The sequence below is a fragment of the Nitratireductor indicus C115 genome, from assembly GCF_000300515.1.
Taxonomy (GTDB): domain Bacteria; phylum Pseudomonadota; class Alphaproteobacteria; order Rhizobiales; family Rhizobiaceae; genus Nitratireductor; species Nitratireductor indicus.
The window spans coordinates 138,072-156,445 of the sequence record NZ_AMSI01000005.1; the positions used below are offsets into that span (position 1 = coordinate 138,072).

Genomic DNA, 18,374 nt, shown 5'->3' on the forward strand with positions numbered 1-18,374 from the left:
GTCACAGCCATATGACGGCTACGGTAAGGATGGGCGGACGGCAGGGTAATTCCCGGCTTCTAGGCGGGATTTGCGGACGGAATGCCTCACCGGCGCATTCGGCTCTGGAAAAAGCATGCGGCGCGGCCTAAAGCGTGTCGCGATCTTTCAGATTCGCTCAGCACGCTTTGGTTTTTGATTTCGCGAATGTGTTTATTCCGGAACCTGTTCCCACTTTCCGGAGACATGCGCTAAAAGCACCAAAGCATTCGAAATGCGCGGAGCGGCGCTTGAGGGCTCATCGCTTTCGTGATGCGATGGGTGAGAGGCCGTTTTGGTCCGCCAGCAGGGAGAGCCGCCAGCATGTCGCCGAAAACGAAGAAGCCGCAACGGTCCGAATTTGACGAGGCCGCGCTCTTCTTTCACCGCTACCCGACACCGGGAAAGCTGGAAATCCAGGCCACCAAGCCGCTTGGCAACCAGCGCGACCTGGCGCTTGCCTATTCGCCCGGCGTAGCCGTGCCCTGCATGGCCATCCATGACGATCCGAATGTCGCAGCCGATTATACGGGGCGCGCCAACCTGGTTGCCGTCGTATCCAATGGCAGCGCCGTTCTCGGTCTCGGCAATATCGGCCCCCTCGCCTCGAAACCCGTCATGGAAGGCAAGGCCGTTCTCTTCAAGAAATTCGCCGGGATCGACGTGTTCGACATCGAGATCGATGCGCCCCAGATCGACCGCATGGTGGAGACGGTGGCAGCGCTTGAACCAACATTCGGCGGCATCAATCTCGAAGACATCAAGGCCCCGGAATGTTTCGAGGTGGAGGAGCAGCTGAAAGCCCGCATGGGCATTCCGGTCTTCCACGACGACCAGCACGGCACCGCGATCATCGTGGCGGCGGCAGTAACGAACGGGCTGGAACTTGCCGGCAAGGATATCTCGCAGGTCAAGATCGTTTCTTCGGGAGCCGGTGCGGCCGCGCTCGCCTGCCTCAACCTGCTCGTCTCGCTCGGCGCGAAACCTGAAAATATCTGGCTCACCGACCGCCATGGCGTCGTCTTCGAAGGCCGCAAGGAAGAGATGGACCGCTGGAAGGCGCCTTATGTCAAGGACACGGACAAGCGCGAACTCTCGCAGGTGATCGGCGGCGCGGACGTCTTCCTCGGACTGTCGGCTGCCGGTGTACTGAAACCGGAAATGCTGAGCGGCATGGCCGAGAAGCCGTTGATACTGGCGCTCGCCAACCCGACGCCCGAAATCATGCCCGATGCCGCCCGCGCGGCACGGTCCGACGCCATGATCTGCACGGGACGCTCCGACTTCCCTAATCAGGTCAACAACGTCCTGTGCTTTCCTTACATCTTTCGCGGGGCGCTCGACGTGGGCGCCACGGCGATCAACGAGGAGATGAAGCTCGCTGCCGTCAAGGCAATCGCGGCCCTTGCCCGCGAAGAGCCCTCCGATGTCGCCGCACGCGCCTATTCGGGCGAGACGCCGATGTTCGGACCCGATTTCCTCATCCCCTCGCCCTTCGATCCCCGTCTCATCCTGCGCATCGCACCGGCGGTCGCCCGGGCTGCCATGGAAAGCGGTATTGCCTCAAGGCCCATCGAAGACATGGACCAGTATCTGGACCGGCTGAACCGTTTCGTGTTCCGCTCCGGCCTGGTGATGAAACCCGTCTTCTCCGCAGCCAAGGCGGCGGGGCGCAAACGGGTCATCTATGCCGACGGCGAAGACGAGCGCGTTCTGCGCGCCGCGCAGGTCGTTATCGAGGAAGGCATTGCGGAACCGATCATCATCGGTCGCCCGCATGTGGTGGAAACCCGGCTCAAACGCTATGGCCTGCGCATCCGGCCGGGAGAGGACTTCTCCATCGTCAATCCGGAAGACGATCCGCGCTATCGCCATTATGTCGATCTGCTCGTGCAGCTCGCCGGACGGCGCGGTGTGACCCCCGAAGCCGCGCGCACGCTCGTTCGCACCAACACGACGGTGATCGCCGCCATCGCCATGATGCGCGATGAAGCGGACGCCATGATCTGCGGTCTCGAAGGGCGCTTCGAGAAACACCTGCGCTACGTGGACATGATCATCGGCAGACGCGAGGGTGTCGGCGACCTTTCGGCGCTTTCCATGCTGATCTCCCAGTTCGGCGTCACCTTCTTCACGGACACCTATGTATCGCTGTGTCCATCGGCCTCCGAAATCGCGGAAATGACGGTGCTTGCGGCGGAGGAAATCCGGCGCTTCGGCATTGAGCCGAAAGCAGCGCTCCTGTCGCACTCGAATTTCGGGTCGCGCGATTCCGAAAGCGCTATGAAAATGCGCGATGCCGCACATATCCTCAAGAAGATCGCACCGGACCTGATTTCGGAGGGGGAGATGCACGGCGATTCCGCCTTGTCGGAAACGCTGCGTCAGCGCGTCTACCCGCAAGCACAGCTTTCGGGAGAAGCCAATCTTCTGGTCTTCCCCAATCTGGATGCAGCCAACATCACGCTCACGACATTGAAGGTGATGACGGAGGCCCTGCATGTGGGCCCGATCCTGCTCGGCACGGCCATGCCCGCCCACATCCTGACGCCTTCTGTTACCTCACGCGGCGTGGTCAACATGACCGCACTCGCAGCCGTGGAAGCGCTTCAGAAGAGCAAGGCCACCGTCGAAAGCTGATCAAAGGTGCCGTAAACCAGAGCGCCGTGCGTCCTTTCGGATGCACGGCGCTTTGTCTTTCTGTCTTGCACCTTCCATACAGACAACAGGCGTTTCAGCCCGACCGGAAAATGCTCTATTGCGGTGTCGGCATCACCAGATCGTCGGGATTGATGTCGAGAATATCGGCGACGCGCGCCATCAAGCGCGCGCGACGGGGCGCGAGGTCCACGTCGCTGGCTGCGATTTCGCCCACGAGATGCGCCAGCGCCAAGCCCCGCACGGTCCCTGCGCTCTGCAACAGAAGCCGTGTCGGGATCGGGCCGATCTCAGCGCCGAAGCTGCAGGCGGCAGCGACGAGTTCATCGACCTCCTCAGAGGTGTCGTGTTGCAGACGCTGGGCCACACGATACAGCACAGCGCGCTCGCGCTCACCCGGTTCATTGTCGGTCATGGCCACACGAAGGAGGAGCAGGACCTCACTCCCCAAATCCGCGGCCATTGCGGGCCCGTTCGCCCCGGAACCGGGTGTGTCGGGTAACGACATGATTGAAGCACTCAATGGTTATCGCCCAAACCTTAGATCAGATCGCATATGGTTGAAAACGAGACTTTCCGGGTGCCCGTAAGTCCGTTTTCGAATCTCTATCTTGCAGAATATTTAGGCGGCAAAGTGTCAGGGCCAAGCCTGCACGGGATACGGGCAATTCGTCATATGCGACCGTCAATCGATATCTCCTCCTTCTTCGCCGGGTTCTGGACCTGACGAATGCTTCATCTGAATGACAATCATGCACCGTTTCACCTTGCGCAAACCCTGCCGGTGTGGTGCAAGTCGCCTTTTCCTGCCCTCGCTGAACTGTTCTCCCATGTTTGATGCAAGCCTAGAAATGCTTCTGCTCCTGGCCGCGGCGGCCTGTTTCGCCGGGTTCATGGATGCCATCGCCGGCGGCGGCGGTCTTGTCACCCTGCCAACCCTGCTTCTTGCAGGCTTTTCGCCCGTAGAGGCACTTGGCACCAACAAGCTGCAAGGAATGTTCGGAACCGCCTCAGCAGCCTATTCATACGCGAAGGGCGGCCATGTGGATGTGCGAAAGCAATTGTCTTCCGGTCTTCTTGCCGGACTTGCCTCCATCGCAGGCGCCTTCGTCGCCACGCTTCTGCCAGCGGATCTGCTTCGAGCCATGCTGCCGATCCTGTTGATCGCAGTGGCACTCTATTTCGCCTTCAAGCCCAATCTCGGCGATATCGACCGGACCCAACGGCTCACCCCCTTCGTTTTCGGCCTCACTGCCGTTCCGCTTCTGGGCTTTTACGATGGTGCATTCGGGCCGGGCACCGGCTCCTTTTTCATGCTGGCCTTCGTCAGCCTCGCCGGGCAGGGCCTTCTCAAGGCCACCGCACATACGAAGTTCCTGAACTTCGCTTCCAATGTCGGCGGTTTCATCGCCTTCGCCTTCATCGGCGTCGTGTCATGGAAGATCGGCCTCGTCATGGGATTTGCCCAGATTATCGGCGCCCGTATCGGCGCGACCTTCGCGATGAAGAAAGGCGCAAAGCTCATCAAGCCGCTTCTGATCCTCGTCTGCCTTGCGCTGGCGGTGCGATTGATGATGGACCCGACCAATCCGCTCACGCGTTATATTGGTCTATAAGCGCCGGTCCCGGGCAGCCTTATCCCCGCGCCAACAAAACGCGAGGACGCCATGACGCTCAACCCACCCACCAAAATCATTTTCCTGATCAGCCTGGTCATCGCCATTATCGCGATTGTCGCAGCGCTGAACATGCTCTCCTTCATTCCCTTCCCTGCGTTCTGGATCATGACCATCGCCTATATTCTTCTGTCGGCGGGCGTGATCTTCAAGGGAATCTAGCCGTTATCGTGCGGCCGCCAGCAATGCGTCGCAATCGATATGCTCCTCGAGGCGCTCAGCAAGTGCGTCGAGCGCCTTCTCCACGCCGTCGCGGTAGGATGTCGTGCTGGACGAGATACCGCGTTCGGCGAGAAAGCTTCTGCGAAACGCATCGGCGCTGAACAGACCATGGAGATAGGAGCCCCAGACGCGACCGTCACGCGAGGTCGCGCCGTCTGCTCTGTTTCCGATCATCGCGACGGGAGATGAGCAATCATCCCCTCGAGTATCGCCAATGTGGATTTCGTAGCCTTCGAGCGGCACGTCATATCGCGCTGAATGCGCGGTCACTTCCCTGACCGTCTTTTCAGATCGCATTACGGTTTCAACATCAAGGAAACCCAGACCGGGGACCTCACCCGCCGCCCCCTCGATTCCTTCCGGGTCGGATATCGAGCGTCCCAGCATCTGATAGCCGCCGCAGAGCCCGACAATGCCCGTGCCCTTGCTGCGAAGGGCGCGAAGATCGTCCTCCCAGCCCTGCACCCTCAAAAATGCGAGATCGGCGATGGTGGATTTCGTTCCAGGCAGTACGATCAGATCCGCGTCCGAAGGGAGCCGTCGGCCCGGCGGCACGAAAACCACCTCCACTTCCGGCTCGGCTGCAAGCGGGTCGAGATCATCGAAATTGGCGATCCGCGACAACATGGGAACAACCACCTTCAACCTTGCCTGCCCGACAGGAGGCGTTCTTGCCAGTGTCACGGTGTCTTCCGCCGGCAAAGCTGCGACCTCCCGGAGCCACGGCACGACACCGAACGATCGCCAGCCGGTAAACCTGCCGATAGCCTCAAGCCCCTCATCAAAAAGCGTGAGATCGCCCCGGAACTTGTTGATCAGATAGCCAACGATCATGGCCCTGTCGGCTTCATCAAGAATGCGGTGTGTGCCGGCGAGAGCAGCGATAACCCCACCCCGGTCGATATCGCCCACAAGGACGACCGGAACCTTCGCCCGTGTGGCAAATCCCATATTGGCGATATCGCGGTCACGCAGGTTGATTTCTGCGGGCGAGCCCGCGCCTTCGACAATGACCAGATCGGCATCGGCAGACAGGCGCGTGAAGGATTCCATTACAGCATCGAGCAACCGTCCCTTGAGGGACTGATAGTCACGCGCAGCGGAAAAACCGAGCGGGCGCCCCTGCACCACGATCTGCGCGCCCGTGTCGCTCTCTGGCTTGATCAGCACCGGGTTCATGTCCACGCTGGGTTTCACGCTGCAGGCTTGCGCCTGGAGCCATTGTGCACGGCCGATCTCGCCCATTGTCACGCTACCGGGAATGGACGCCACCGCCGCGTTGTTGGACATGTTCTGCGGCTTGAAGGGGCGCACGGCAATGCCCCGACGGTGGGCCACGCGGCAGAGACCGGCGACGAGTACCGACTTGCCGACGTCGGAGCCCGTTCCCTGCAGCATAATGGCTCTCACCATGATGTTACTTTCCCTATTTTCGGCCTCGCGCCGACTTGTCTTTTTGCGGTGCACAGCGACTGTGCCGCGCCTCGCGTTGCGCTCCCCTTCCAATGCACTAAACTCCGGTTTCAGGGAAGGAATTCCATTTCGGGAGGACGTCATGGATGCCACCGTTTCGCACGCGTCGGAGCAGTTCGAGCTGAATGCCGACCAGCGTGCCATTCAGGAAATGACCCAGAGTTTCGCGGCCGACCGCGTTGCCCCGTTCGCACTCGAATGGGACCGGGAGAAATATTTTCCGGCCGATGTGGTGCGCGAAACCGGGCCGCTCGGCTTCGGCGGCATCTATGTCCGCGACGATGTGGGCGGATCGGCCCTCGGCCGACTCGATGCCGTTTTGATCTTCGAGGCACTGGCGGCAGCCTGCCCCGGCTTCTCGTCATTCATCTCCATCCACAACATGGCCGGCTGGATGATCGACACGTTCGGCAGCGAAGAGCAGCGCCAGCGCTTTCTGCCGAAGCTGACCTCTATGGAATGGCTGGCGAGCTACTGCCTGACTGAACCCGGTTCCGGTTCGGACGCTGCGGCGCTGAGGGCCCGTGCGGTGAAATCCGGCGGCGACTATATCCTCAACGGCACCAAGCAATTCATCTCCGGCGCTGGCGACAACGACATCTATGTCGCGATGGTGCGTACCGGCGAGGACGGGCCGAAGGGCGTATCCACCATAGTCATCCCCAGGGATGCACCCGGCCTCTCTTTCGGGCCGGCCGAACAGAAGATGGGCTGGCACATGCAGCCCACCCGGCAGGTGATCTTCGAGGATTGCAAGGTGCCGGCAGAGAACCTGCTCTCCCGCGAAGGAGAAGGTTTTCGCATCGCCATGGCCGGCCTCGACGGCGGGCGGCTCAATATCGCCGCCTGCTCGCTCGGGGGGGCGCAGACAGCACTCGAAAAAGCCCTCACCTACACACAGGAACGCCAAGCCTTCGGCCAGGCGATCAACCGCTTCCAAGCCTTGCAGTTCAAGCTTGCAGACATGGAAACAGGGCTGCAGGCCTCGCGCATGATGCTCTACACGGCAGCCTCCAAGCTCGACGGCAAGACGGCCGATGCCTCCAAATGGTCCGCCATGGCCAAGCGCTTCGTGACCGACACCTGCTTCGACATTGCCAACGACGCGCTGCAGCTTCATGGCGGTTACGGTTATCTGCATGAATACGGCATCGAGAAACTGGTGCGCGACCTGCGCGTTCACCAGATTCTCGAAGGCACCAATGAAATCATGCGCGTGATCATCGCGCGTCATCTGGTGGGGCGGAGCTAGCGGCATGCGCCCCGCCGGCCGCAAGGCCCTCTGCCTTGCCGTTTCCCGCATTTGTGCGAACCTCAGGCAAATTCACCTGATCCGCTAAATTCAGCAGCGCGCCAAAGGGAGAGCCCGCGCGCTGCCTCGCCTCTCAACTTTCCTGGAGGAACCCTAAAATGGCGACCATTGCATTCATCGGCCTCGGCAATATGGGCAATCCCATGGCGGCCAACCTGGTCAAGGCCGGACACACGATCCACGGCTTCGATCTCGTCACTGAAAATCTGGAAACCGCCGCACGCAATGGCGTCGTCGTCATGGCGAATGCCGAAGCTGCGGTGAAGGACGCGGATGTCGTCATCACCATGCTGCCGGCCGGCAAACATGTGCTTGGCGTCTACAAGGAGATCGCACCCAAGGCACGCAAGGGCACGCTCTTCATCGATTCGTCGACGATCGATGTCGATTCGGCCAAGGGAGCTCATGCGATCGCTGCCGAGCACAAGCTTCTTTCGGTGGATGCGCCAGTGTCCGGCGGTGTCGGCGGTGCGGAAGCTGGAACGCTGACCTTCATGGCCGGCGGAGCCGCCGCCGCCTTTGAAAAAGCACAGCCGATCCTGGAACCCATGGCTGGGCGCATCGTGCATTGCGGCGCCGATGGCGCGGGTCAGGCCGCCAAGATCTGCAACAACATGATCCTCGGCATTTCCATGATTGCCGTTGGCGAAGCCTTTGCACTGGGAGAAAAGCTCGGTCTGTCGCACCAGGCTCTTTTCGACGTGGCGTCCACTTCATCGGGACAATGCTGGTCGCTCACCACCTATTGTCCCGTGCCAGGGCCCGTTCCCACCTCGCCGGCCAATCGCGACTACAAGCCAGGCTTTGCGGCGGGGCTAATGCTCAAGGACCTCCGTCTTGCCCAGGAAGCCGCCCAAAGCGCGGGGGCCGCAACACCGCTCGGCGCGGAGGCGACACAGCTCTATGCCCTCTTCAATGCCATGGGGCATGAGGGAACGGACTTCTCGGGCATCATCAACTTCCTGCGCGGGCAGGCTGGGCAAAAAAATAGAACGCCGGCAAAAAAAGATCGAAATTTATCTGCACTGCTAACTTCCCGGTAACCATGCAGATTTAGAACTGGTGTCGAGGCGGATTTGAAGCCTCCCCGATCCCGGATCAGGTCTCGCGTACCGGGCGGGAAGCTTTCGCAGCGTAAGAGTATCGCGAAAGTTCGGTTTGCGTAAAAGTAAAGCCGCGTCTCTTCCCGCCCGAAGATACGCGGTTTTTCTTTTTAACGACGAAAAACCCTGGCGTGCCATGGGCTTGCAAACCGAAATACACTCCTTTTCGTCTCAGACACTTTTCATGGACCAATAGAATCTGTCTTGCCTGACACGGGCAAAACTATAAAAGCGAGCGTTCGCTGAAGGCATTCTCCTTCCGCGTGTTGCCGGCATTGCTCCAGCTGCCGCACTCAAGAGGTAGACGACATGACGATGTCTGCATCGGGCGGCCGCGGGCCGGCCGCTCCCTGGCTTGCCGAAATTCGGGCGACAGTGGCGCTCGCATGGCCGATGGTGCTGACCAATCTCGCCCAGATCGCCATGACGACCACGGATGTCATGATGATGGGCCGGCTCGGTCCAACGGCACTTGCTGCCGGAACACTGGGGTATAATCTCTATTTCGCGCCGGTCATTTTCGGCCTCGGTCTTCTGTTGGCCGCCTCACCCATGATGGCGAGCGCACTCGGACGCAAGCTCCATTCGCTTCGCGACGTGCGGCGCACGGTGCGCCAGGCGCTGTGGCTGGCCATAGCCGTTTCGATCCCGATCTGGCTGCTGCTCTGGCAGGCGGAGTTCTTTCTTCTGGCCATGGGACAGGAGCCGGAACTGGCGCGCACCGCGGCAAGCTATGTGCGCACGCTGCAATGGGCCTTGCTGCCGTTCTTCGGCTATGTGGTTCTGCGTTCCTTCATCTCGGCGCTGGAACGTCCGGGCTGGGCGCTCATCATCATGTTCGTGATGGTGGCCTTTAATGTGCTCGCCAACTGGTGCCTCATGTTCGGAAATCTTGGCTTTCCGGCACTAGGAGTTCCCGGCTCCGGCCTTGCCACGACCATTTCCAGCGCCCTCATGTTCGCCGGCCTGGCGCTGGTCGTTTCTGTCGAGCGTCAATTCAAACGCTATCAGCTGTTCGGCCGTTTCTGGCGACCGGACTGGCCGCGTTTTCGCGAGTTGCTGCGACTTGGCCTACCGATTGCCGGTGCCATGACGTTCGAGGTCACGATCTTCAACGCCGCGGCCCTTCTCATGGGATTGATCAGCGCCCCGGCGCTCGCCGCCCATGCCATCGCTATCCAGATCGCGTCGATAAGCTTCATGGTGCCCATGGGCCTGAGCCAGGCGGCCACGGTTCGCGTGGGCCGGGCATTTGGCGCCAGAAGCGTCGATGGCATCCGGCGCGCAGGCTGGACAGCGTTCTGCATCGGCGTCGGGTTCATGGGCTTGATGGCCATCCTGATGGTGACTCTCCCGCGAACCCTGATCAGCGGCTTCATCGATCTCGACCTGCCGGAAAATCAGCCTGTGATCGAACTGGCGATTTCCTTTCTGGCGCTTGCCGGCCTGTTTCAGATATTCGACGGCGCGCAGGCTGTGGCCGCCGGCATGCTGCGTGGGCTGCACGACACCAAGATCGCAATGATCTATTCGCTGCTCGGCTATTGGGGGATAGGCTTCACGCTCGGCGTCGTACTCGCCTTCCCGCTGAATTTCGGGGGTGTGGGCATGTGGATCGGGTTGGTGACGGGGCTCGCCGTCGTCTCCGTTTTGCTGGTCATCCGCTGGATGCGGCGCGACAGGCTGTTGCCCTGGGTCAGCCCGAACGCCCTGTTGTAACGCGGCTCCGTTTGGCCTCGTCGATCAGCATATTGGCGAGCTGCATGCGGATCATCGCAACGGCGCGCAGATGTGAGGGAACGCGGTCGGGATGGTTGCTGAAGGCGAAGTCCCGGCGCAAACGGTCGAGATTTTCAGGTTGCGCAGTGCCTGAAAGGCCCAGCTCCCGGGCGATCTCATCGGGATCGGTGGAAGGCACCTTCTCTTCCTCAGGCTTTGCGGCGCCCGAGACCTGCGGTTTGCGCGCCTTTTGATTGGCCTCGTATTCGGCCTGCGCGCGCCGATCGGAAAAATTGATGCGCCCCGAGTGCAATTCATCGGCGACGGAAAGATAATCGAGCGACACCGTGCGGGCGGCGGCCTCTTCGGCCTCCTCGCTGATAAGCTCATCCAGGAAGGACGCGAAATCACGATTTGCGCCGCCGGCCATGCCTCTTCCCACGTTGGATCTCTTTATCCGTCATCCGTCGTTTCGGAGCTAATACTTAGCCGGGGTCAGTTAAGAAACATCTGCCGCAGCCGGTTCCATTTGAAACAACGGCACTCTCTCGCCAATTGCGACATAATACATGCAGACTTTGCCATCACCATAGTGCGATTCGCTCGCACCGCTCAGTGCGGCCGGGCAGAGGTTGGAGGAAACCGAGATGAGATCAGCAGCAATTGCCGCCGTCATGCTTGGAATACTGCAGGGACCCGCTCTTGCAGAAGATGCCTATCTCGATGACCGGTCTTCCCCGGAAGCGCTCCTGCAATCGCTCTACAATGCAATCAACCGCAAGGAATATGCGCGCGCCTACGACTATTTCGCCACACCTCCGGCCAAAGACCTTGAAGCCTATCAAAAAGGATATGAGGACACGCAGAATGTTGGCGTGATCACCGGGACACCCACTGCCGAGGGGGCCGCTGGCAGCACTTATTACCAGATACCGGTTGCGATCCGCGCCACGGCGACAGACGGAAGCGAACGGGTGTTTTCCGGTTGCTACACGCTGCGCCTTTCCAACCCGCAGGTTCAGGGCTCGCCCTACAAGCCCCTGCACATCGAAAAGGCGAGCATGAAGGCCGCCGAAGGCGAACTGACCGATGTTTTGCCTGCGCAATGCGGAGATGGCGGCGAGCCGGCTGCTGCCGACACGGTGCTCGCAGCTGCAAAAGCTCTCTTCAAGGCCGTCTATGCCAATAGCTGCACCCTGCCCGCCGAAGACATGGAGCAGCCGCAAAGCTATGCTGTGCCCTTCAACTATTCATACGACAGCGAGGATACGCCCAAACGCGAGGCGCGGCTCTTCCGCTTCTACTGCGACCGGGGTGCCTATAACGAAATGCATGTCTATCTTCTGGCCAATGAGGAAGGCGGCGTGTCCATAGTCGACTTCGCGACGCCGGAGCTCGACGTTCAATATGAAGACGGCAACTCGGACGGCAAGGTCGAGGATATGCGTATCATCGGTTACACCGCCCAGGACCAGCTCGTGAATTCGGATTTCGATCTCGACACGCTGACCATCACCTCCCATGCCAAATGGCGCGGTGTGGGCGATGCCTCATCCTCGGGTATGTGGATTTTCCGCGAAGGTCGCTTCACGCTCGTGAAATACGAGGTGGACGCTTCCTATAATGGCGAGATCGATCCCGTGACCGTTCTGGATTACCATACTGGCCCATGACACTTCGCGGCATGATTCCGAATCTCATCGCAAAAGTCTGATTTCAAAGCGAAACCATCAGCGAGACGATAGCATCCAGTTGATCGTCTCGCGCCAGTCGGTCATGCGGATCGGGGTGCCGTGAGTGCCTGTTTCGAAACGGACAAAGCGCACGGGATAACCCGGAGCGGCGGCGCGGATTTTTCTGAAGAAGGCTTCCTGCCGCTCGACCGGAAAGACCGTATCGCGGCTGCCATGCCCAAAGAACACCGGAATGCGTGCCGCGAAACCTGGGCTTTTCAAAAAGCGTTCATGCCACATGGCCCCCAAAAGCATCAGTCCCGCGAGATGACGCGAACTCGCCTTGCCATCGGCAAGCGCCCAGCAGACAGCGCCTCCCATGGATCCGCAAGCGACCACGATGCGCGCGGCAGGCGAGGCTTTTGCATAGTGTTCGATCAGGGCGGCAATCTCGCCGGCCCCCTTCTGCGAAAAATCTGAGAAATCCGGCGAAAGATACAATCCGCCGCTTTTGACCACCAGATTCTTGATGCGGTTGAAATTGCCGCCGAAGGTGAAGTCGTCAACGCCCTGTCTTCGATTCCCTCCCTTTCCGTGCAGGTAAATGACGATGACCCGAGCGCCTTCGGTGCGGCCGACCGCGAAATGGCGCACGATACCGACGCGCCCCCTGAGAGCGAGGTCCTTCTGCGCGGCACGAACTCCCGTGTCCACATATTGCCCATGCGCTCGCCGCTCCGGCACCGCGTCGCGCCCATTGATATCGCGCATCTCGCGATAGTCGATCACGCGCCGCGCGCCACCATCGCTCGCTTCTATGGTCTTCGGATAGGCAAACAGCCGGTCCTTATGATGTTCCAGCTCCAGCGCATGCGCAGAAACACCGGCCAAGGGTTCGATCAAGAGAAGCAGCACCCTGAAAAACCAACGTCTTATCAGGACAAGCACAGTCATTGAATCAACGTTCCGCCGGCCTGCGCCAGCGCCTCTGGAGTGTCCACGTCGAGCCCCGCGGCGTGACCGAGTTCGATATCGATCACAGTGAACAGGCCCTGCTCGACCACATGGCGCGCACCCGTATCTCCTTCAAGCCTGGCGATTTCCCCGAACAACGCACGCGGCAGGAGGACCGGGTTTCCTCGCTTGCCATTGCATGTGGCACGCACCACGCTGTTGCCCCCGGCATTGCGAAAGGCAGCAATCAGTCGATCCAGATCGGCAGTTGTCACCTCGGGCATATCCGCAAGCATCACCAGAACACCGGCGGCTTCCCCAGGAAGGGCCGCGATGCCGGCCCGCAACGAGGTCGAAAGCCCTTCGGCGAAAGCCGGGTTCAACACGCTTTCAAGGCCAAGCCCATCGAGCGCGGCACGCACGCGCTCCTCCTCGTGCCCCAGCACCGCTATGGCGCCATCGACCTGCGCGCCAGCGAGGGCGGCACCCGTGCGACGCACCAGCGGCACCCCGTCGAACTCTGCCAGAAGCTTGTTGCCCGGCCCCATACGCCGCGACTGACCGGCGGCCAGAAGCAGGCCCCAGACCGGCAGAAAACCGCTTTTTCTCTCCGCTTCGCGCGGTTGCGGGCGGCTGGGGATTTCAGCCAGAAGCCCGCCAACCCCCATGGCCGCGATATCGGCCGAAGCAACATCAAGTCCCGCCATCAGGCGGTCGAGCACCCAGTCGAAACCGTTTGTCTTGGGGCTGCGCGCGCAGCCGGGTGCGCCGATCACGCACCGTCCGCGCACATCGCCGAGCACAAGAAGGTTTCCCGGATCGACCGGCATGCCGACCCTCTCCACGCGTCCGCCAGCGATGCGGATCGCCGCAGGGATCACATCGCCCTCATCGCAAACCGCAGAAGCGCCGAAGACGAGGATCATATCGCTTTCATCGAGCAACGTCTCGATTGCCGCTGAAACGGCCTGTTCCTCATGCGGGGGGCGCAGCTCACGCCCCACGACACCGCCATAACGGGCAAGCCGACCGGCCGTAATCCGCACGGTCTTGTCAAGAACGCTGGGTTTCACCCCCGGCAACACTGTCTGCACCACGCCGAAACGCTTTTTTCTGAAGGGATGGACGGCGAAGGCTCCACCGCCTGCGGCGCGCGCCTGTTCGATCAGACCCGAGGACACGGCAAAAGGGATGATCTTGACGGTCGCCACCATCTGACCCGGAACCACCGGCGTGAAAGGTGCAAGCGTTGCCAGCGTAACAGCAGGATCGACCGTGTTGACGGCATCGACCACGGCACGGTTCACCGTAAAGAGGCCGGGCGTCGCCGCATGGAGATTGACACGACCGGTCGTCGGCGAACGGGCTTCGATCTCACCCGTCGCGAAGATTTCGGCAAGCCGGGCAGCGGCGGCATCCTCGTCCAGATCGTCCGGGGAGAGGCGTGCCGCGATAACACGTGTGATGCCGGCTGCCTTCAGTGCCTCGATGTCGGAAGCGGTCAGGCGATGCGCCTTGCGCAGCCGGGTTCCGCCCACAAGCGTCGCATGGGCGAGAATGGCGCCCTCGGCATACTCGACCTGGACAGGCCCGAACTTCACGCCGCCTGTTCCCTCGCCCCCAGCCCGCGCGAGCGCAGAGCCGCGATGACCGATCCAAGAACCGCCACGGCAATCTCGGCAGGTGATGACGCACCGATATTCATGCCGATGGGCGCCTCTATGCGGGCAAGCCGGTCTTCGGAAACACCCGCCGCCAGGAGACGTTCCACTCGCCTTGCATGGGTCTTCCTGCTGCCCAGCGCCCCGATATAGAAACAGCCAGCCCCAAGCGCGGCCAGAAGAGCGGGGTCATCGATCTTGGGATCGTGGGTGAGCGCCGCAACGGCCGTGTAAGCATCGAGCGGGTCACGGGCGAGAACCTCGTCCGGCCATTCGGCGTGGAGCGTAACGCCCGGAAAGCGTTCCGGCGAGGCGAATGCGGTGCGCGGGTCGATCACCGTCAGGTCGAAACCGGCAATGCGCGCCATCGGCGCCAATGCCTGGCTGATATGCACCGCACCGACCACCACAAGGCGCGGTGCAGGCAGGTGAACATTCAGAAAGAACGCCCTGCCCTCGATTTCAACCGCTCCGGAGCGGCCGGAGCGAAACGCCTTGCCAACGGCCTCGCCCAGTGGGCCGGCCACCGTGTCTGCCTCCTGGACCACCCGGTCACGGCCATCTCCCAGATCCGTCAACAGGATTGCGGCCTTGCGTTCGCGGCGTAGAGCGTTGAGCTTCTTCAAGGAATGCGGATCCACTAGCCAAGCCTTTCAACATAGACACGAATCTTGCCGCCGCAGGAAAGGCCTACCCGCCAGGCAGTCTCATCGGCAACACCGAATTCCAGCATGCGTGGCTCGCCATCGGCCAGAACCTCGGCGGCCTCGGCGACAACCGCGCCCTCAACACAACCGCCCGAAACAGACCCTTCGAAATTGCCCTCGGCATCAATCACGAGATGGCTGCCGACGGGGCGCGGGGCCGAGCCCCAGGTCTCCACCACAGTGGCTATCGCCACGTCGCGGCCATCCTTCATCCAGCTTTCCGCGATCACCAGCGGATCGCGCTCGCGTGTTTGGTCCATGGCTTCAGACATCGGTATTGCCTCCACGCTTTTCAGGGGCATGTTTCATATGGGCATGGCGGAAGGCCGCTGCCAAGCCCCCGCTCCGCCCCGGCGCTGTCAGCGCACTGCACAAATCCGCAAGCGCATCGAGAGAATGCACAGGGCGCAACTCATCAACATGCGGCAGCATGGCGCGCATGCCGCGTGCTCTCGGCTCGAACCCCTCGAACCCCAGAAGCGGATTCAGCCAGATCAGCCGGCGACAGGATTTGTGCAGGCGTTCCATCTCCCGCGACAGGATTTCGATACGGTCCCGCTCCAGCCCATCCGTGATGAGGAGGACAATCGCGCCCTGCCCGAGAACCCGGCGCGACCACAGGCGGTTGAAATCTTCCAACGCCGTTCCAATACGTGTGCCGCCGGACCAGTCGCGCACGCTTGCCGATGCCTCCGCAAGCGCCTCATCGGGATCGCGGCGGCTGAGCGCACGGGTGATGTTGGTCAGCCGTGTGCCGAAGGTGAAGCTGTGAACCCTGCGGCGATGCTCGGTCAGCGCATGCAGGAAATGCAGGAAGATGCGCGAATACTGGCTCATCGAGCCGGAAATATCGACTAGGGCGACAAGCGGCGGCGCGACCTGCCGGCGCGAGCGAAACTTCGGCAGGATAAGGCTCCCGCCCGTGCGCAGTCCGCCGCGCAACATGGCGCGAGGGTCGATGCGCGCGCCATGCGGATCTGCCTTGAAGCGGCGTGTCGCCACCCGGTCGAAGGGCAGGACGAGATCGCGCATGGCAAGGCGCGCTTCGGCGAGTTCGGTCGCCGACATCTGCGCAAAATCCTTCTTGCGCAGGACTTCGAGCCCGGTGAAGGAGAGCCGCGCATCGAGCTCGAATTCGGGGCGCTTGCGGATGATCGCCCGGCGCTCTTCATCGAACGCATCCTCGGCACGGCGGCTGCCTGCGCGCTGGCGCTCGCGCAACACTTCCGCCTCCTCGGCATCGTCCGCATCGGGTGCGTCATCGCGATCTCCACGGCGCGCCCAGTACAGCCGGAACGCCGCATCGAAGACGGCATGGTCTTCGCGTCGCGAGACGAGCGTCGCGTGCAGCGTCCAGTAGAAATCCTCGCGCTCCTCGATGCCTACCGTCAAGACAGCTTCGATGGCATCCATGACGGCGGCCGGGCCGACACGCATGCCGGTGCGCCGCAACATACGGGCAAAGCCGACAATGCGGTCTGCGAGCCGCGCGCCCTCAAGCGCGGGCTTGTTCGCATGAAGGTCCTGCGCCCCGCCGGCCATCTCAGCCTGCCTTCACCTCATCCAGAATGCGCGCACCCTCGCCTTCCTCCAGGCGGGCAATGTCATCCTGATATTTGAGGAGCACGCCCATCGTTTCGGCGGCCGTGGCCGCATCCAGCGTCTCGCGCCCAAGCATCGTCAACGCCGTTGCCCAGTCAATGGTTTCGGCAACGCCCGGCGCCTTGAACAGATCGATCTCACGCAACTTCTGCACGAAAGCGACCACCTCGCCGGCAAGCCGTTCATTGGCGTCCGGCACCTTGCGGGACAGGATTTCGAGCTCGCGCCGTGCATCGGGATAATCGACCCAGTGATACAGACAACGGCGCTTCAAGGCGTCGTGAATTTCACGCGTTCGGTTGGTGGTAATGACGACAATAGGCGGTTCCTGCGCACGAATGGTTCCCAGTTCGGGCACGCTCACCTGATAGTCCGACAAAACTTCAAGAAGATAGGCTTCGAACGCCTCGTCGGCCCGGTCCAGCTCATCGATGAGGAACACCGGCGCACCGCCAAGCCCGCCTTCCAGCGCTTCCAGGACAGGCCGGCGGATGAGATACTTTTCGGAGAAAACGCCGCTTTCCATCTCGGAACGATCGGTGGTGCCCGCCGCCTCCGCCATGCGGATCTCGATCATCTGCGCAGCATAGTTCCATTCATAGACCGCCGACGAAACGTCGAGGCCTTCATAGCATTGCAAACGGATCAGCCTGCGCCCCAGACCGGCGGCCAGAACCTTGGCGATCTCCGTCTTGCCGACACCCGCCTCGCCTTCCAGAAACAGTGGCCGCTTCATGCCGAGGCTGAGGAAGAGAACGGTGGCCAGCGCACGGTCGGCCACATAGCCGCCCGCTGTCAGAAGCGAGAGGGTCTCATCGATGGATTGCGGCAAGGCGCGGGGATTTCCTTCGGTCATCTTACCCTCAAGAAACTGAAGCCCGCAGACCCTCCAAGGATTTCCAGGAACGTCCAGGGGCTTCCACATGGAAGCTCGACAAGGGTCGAAACGCTACAATACCCGGTAACCGCGCTCATGATAGAGGAGCGGCTGCAGATTTTCACCGATGCGCAAGCCCGTTACATGGCCGAAATAGACACGATGCGTCCCAAGCTCTACGGTCTTGACGATCTTGCAGTCGAAAACCGCAAGCGCGCCAGGAAGGATCGGGGCGCCCGTCACGATCGTTTCCCATTCAGCAAGGCCGAAACGCTCTTCATAGGAGTGTTTCGTCAGGCCGGCGAAGGCCTTGGAGAGTTCCTCATGACGGGAAGAGAGGGTGTTCAGGGCGAAAACACCGTTTTTCACGAACAGATCATTACTGGGATTCTGGCGATTGAGGCACACAAGCACCGTTGGCGGATCATCGGAGACAGAACAGGCTGCAATCGCTGTCACACCGCGCCGTCCGGCGGCGCCATCGGTGGTGACGATGTGCACCGCGCCGGCAAAACGGGCCATGGCGTCTCGGTAATGCTGCGATGATACTTCGGTGGTCTTCAGCACGATCTGTTCTTCCAATTGTCTGCTCGCGATATAGGTTCGCACGGGAGCCATACCAAGCAGATAACCACCCTCCGATACCAGACCAGAATAGGAAAAATGCACTGCGCCAGAAGAAATGACGCATGGCAGGGAGACTTGTGTGGATGAAATCC

At 61.2% G+C, this 18,374-nt stretch carries 17 protein-coding genes; 7 read left to right on the top strand and 10 right to left on the bottom strand.

What is annotated here, in order from left to right:
• The first annotated feature begins 342 nt into the window (after positions 1-342).
• Positions 343-2,658, top strand: a complete 2,316-nt coding sequence (locus NA8A_RS08865; RefSeq protein WP_009450090.1) for an NADP-dependent malic enzyme — start codon at positions 343-345, stop codon at positions 2,656-2,658.
• Between the two features lie 115 nt (positions 2,659-2,773).
• Here NA8A_RS08865 and NA8A_RS08870 read toward each other — a convergent pair whose 3' ends face one another.
• Positions 2,774-3,184, bottom strand: a complete 411-nt coding sequence (locus NA8A_RS08870; RefSeq protein ID WP_081581928.1) for a TerB family tellurite resistance protein — start codon at positions 3,182-3,184, stop codon at positions 2,774-2,776.
• A gap of 322 nt (positions 3,185-3,506) precedes the next feature.
• Between NA8A_RS08870 and NA8A_RS08875 the strand changes: the two genes are divergently transcribed.
• Together NA8A_RS08875 and NA8A_RS25255 are read left to right on the top strand one after the other, a co-directional pair.
• Positions 3,507-4,292 (top strand): TSUP family transporter, encoded by a 786-nt coding sequence (locus tag NA8A_RS08875; RefSeq protein WP_040672182.1) that lies wholly within the window; start codon positions 3,507-3,509, stop codon positions 4,290-4,292.
• A 51-nt stretch (positions 4,293-4,343) separates the two neighbouring features.
• Positions 4,344-4,514, top strand: a complete 171-nt coding sequence (locus tag NA8A_RS25255) for a hypothetical protein (protein ID WP_009450093.1) — start codon at positions 4,344-4,346, stop codon at positions 4,512-4,514.
• 3 nt (positions 4,515-4,517) lie between these two features.
• On the opposite strand, the gene NA8A_RS08880 is transcribed toward NA8A_RS25255, so the two are convergent.
• On the bottom strand, positions 4,518-5,987 hold the full coding sequence (locus NA8A_RS08880) for a cobyric acid synthase (RefSeq protein WP_009450094.1): 1,470 nt from the start codon (positions 5,985-5,987) through the stop codon (positions 4,518-4,520).
• Positions 5,988-6,129: 142 nt separating this feature from the next.
• Between NA8A_RS08880 and NA8A_RS08885 the strand changes: the two genes are divergently transcribed.
• From NA8A_RS08885 to NA8A_RS08895, 3 genes are all read left to right on the top strand, one after another.
• Entirely contained in the window at positions 6,130-7,299 is a 1,170-nt protein-coding gene (locus NA8A_RS08885; protein WP_009450095.1) for an isobutyryl-CoA dehydrogenase, read from the top strand.
• Between the two features lie 158 nt (positions 7,300-7,457).
• The gene (gene mmsB, locus NA8A_RS08890; RefSeq protein ID WP_009450097.1) at positions 7,458-8,402 is read left to right on the top strand and encodes a 3-hydroxyisobutyrate dehydrogenase; all 945 of its coding nucleotides are present in this window, start codon (positions 7,458-7,460) and stop codon (positions 8,400-8,402) included.
• Positions 8,403-8,771: 369 nt separating this feature from the next.
• Complete coding sequence (locus tag NA8A_RS08895; RefSeq protein WP_009450098.1) at positions 8,772-10,181, top strand: MATE family efflux transporter; 1,410 nt, start codon at positions 8,772-8,774, stop codon at positions 10,179-10,181.
• Here the strand turns inward: NA8A_RS08895 and NA8A_RS08900 are convergent.
• A complete protein-coding gene (locus NA8A_RS08900) occupies positions 10,159-10,611 on the bottom strand; it encodes a hypothetical protein (RefSeq protein WP_009450099.1) in 453 nt (150 codons plus the stop codon). The genes NA8A_RS08895 and NA8A_RS08900 overlap by 23 nt on opposite strands.
• Positions 10,612-10,828: 217 nt before the next feature.
• Between NA8A_RS08900 and NA8A_RS08905 the strand changes: the two genes are divergently transcribed.
• Positions 10,829-11,854, top strand: a complete 1,026-nt coding sequence (locus NA8A_RS08905) for a DUF1176 domain-containing protein (RefSeq protein WP_009450101.1) — start codon at positions 10,829-10,831, stop codon at positions 11,852-11,854.
• Positions 11,855-11,911: 57 nt separating this feature from the next.
• Here the strand turns inward: NA8A_RS08905 and NA8A_RS08910 are convergent, their stop codons facing one another.
• The 7 genes from NA8A_RS08910 to NA8A_RS08940 form a co-directional block, all read right to left on the bottom strand.
• The gene (locus NA8A_RS08910; RefSeq protein WP_009450102.1) at positions 11,912-12,808 is read right to left on the bottom strand and encodes an alpha/beta hydrolase family protein; all 897 of its coding nucleotides are present in this window, start codon (positions 12,806-12,808) and stop codon (positions 11,912-11,914) included.
• Complete coding sequence (locus NA8A_RS08915; protein ID WP_009450103.1) at positions 12,805-14,409, bottom strand: NTP transferase domain-containing protein; 1,605 nt, start codon at positions 14,407-14,409, stop codon at positions 12,805-12,807. The genes NA8A_RS08910 and NA8A_RS08915 overlap by 4 nt, the downstream gene beginning before the upstream one ends.
• A complete protein-coding gene (locus NA8A_RS08920) occupies positions 14,406-15,110 on the bottom strand; it encodes an XdhC family protein (protein WP_009450104.1) in 705 nt (234 codons plus the stop codon). Before NA8A_RS08920 ends, NA8A_RS08915 begins: the two co-directional genes overlap by 4 nt.
• Positions 15,110-15,448, bottom strand: coding sequence for an XdhC family protein (locus tag NA8A_RS08925; RefSeq protein WP_009450105.1), 339 nt, complete (start codon positions 15,446-15,448; stop codon positions 15,110-15,112). The genes NA8A_RS08920 and NA8A_RS08925 overlap by 1 nt, the downstream gene beginning before the upstream one ends.
• Positions 15,441-16,718 carry a vWA domain-containing protein gene (locus NA8A_RS08930; protein ID WP_009450106.1) on the bottom strand — a complete coding sequence of 426 codons (1,278 nt, stop codon included), beginning with the start codon at positions 16,716-16,718 and terminating at the stop codon, positions 15,441-15,443. The genes NA8A_RS08925 and NA8A_RS08930 overlap by 8 nt, the downstream gene beginning before the upstream one ends.
• Before the next feature lies 1 nt (position 16,719).
• The gene (locus NA8A_RS08935) at positions 16,720-17,634 is read right to left on the bottom strand and encodes an AAA family ATPase (RefSeq protein WP_009450107.1); all 915 of its coding nucleotides are present in this window, start codon (positions 17,632-17,634) and stop codon (positions 16,720-16,722) included.
• Positions 17,635-17,727: 93 nt separating this feature from the next.
• A complete protein-coding gene (locus NA8A_RS08940) occupies positions 17,728-18,177 on the bottom strand; it encodes a flavin reductase (protein WP_420864575.1) in 450 nt (149 codons plus the stop codon).
• Positions 18,178-18,374 lie beyond the last annotated feature (197 nt).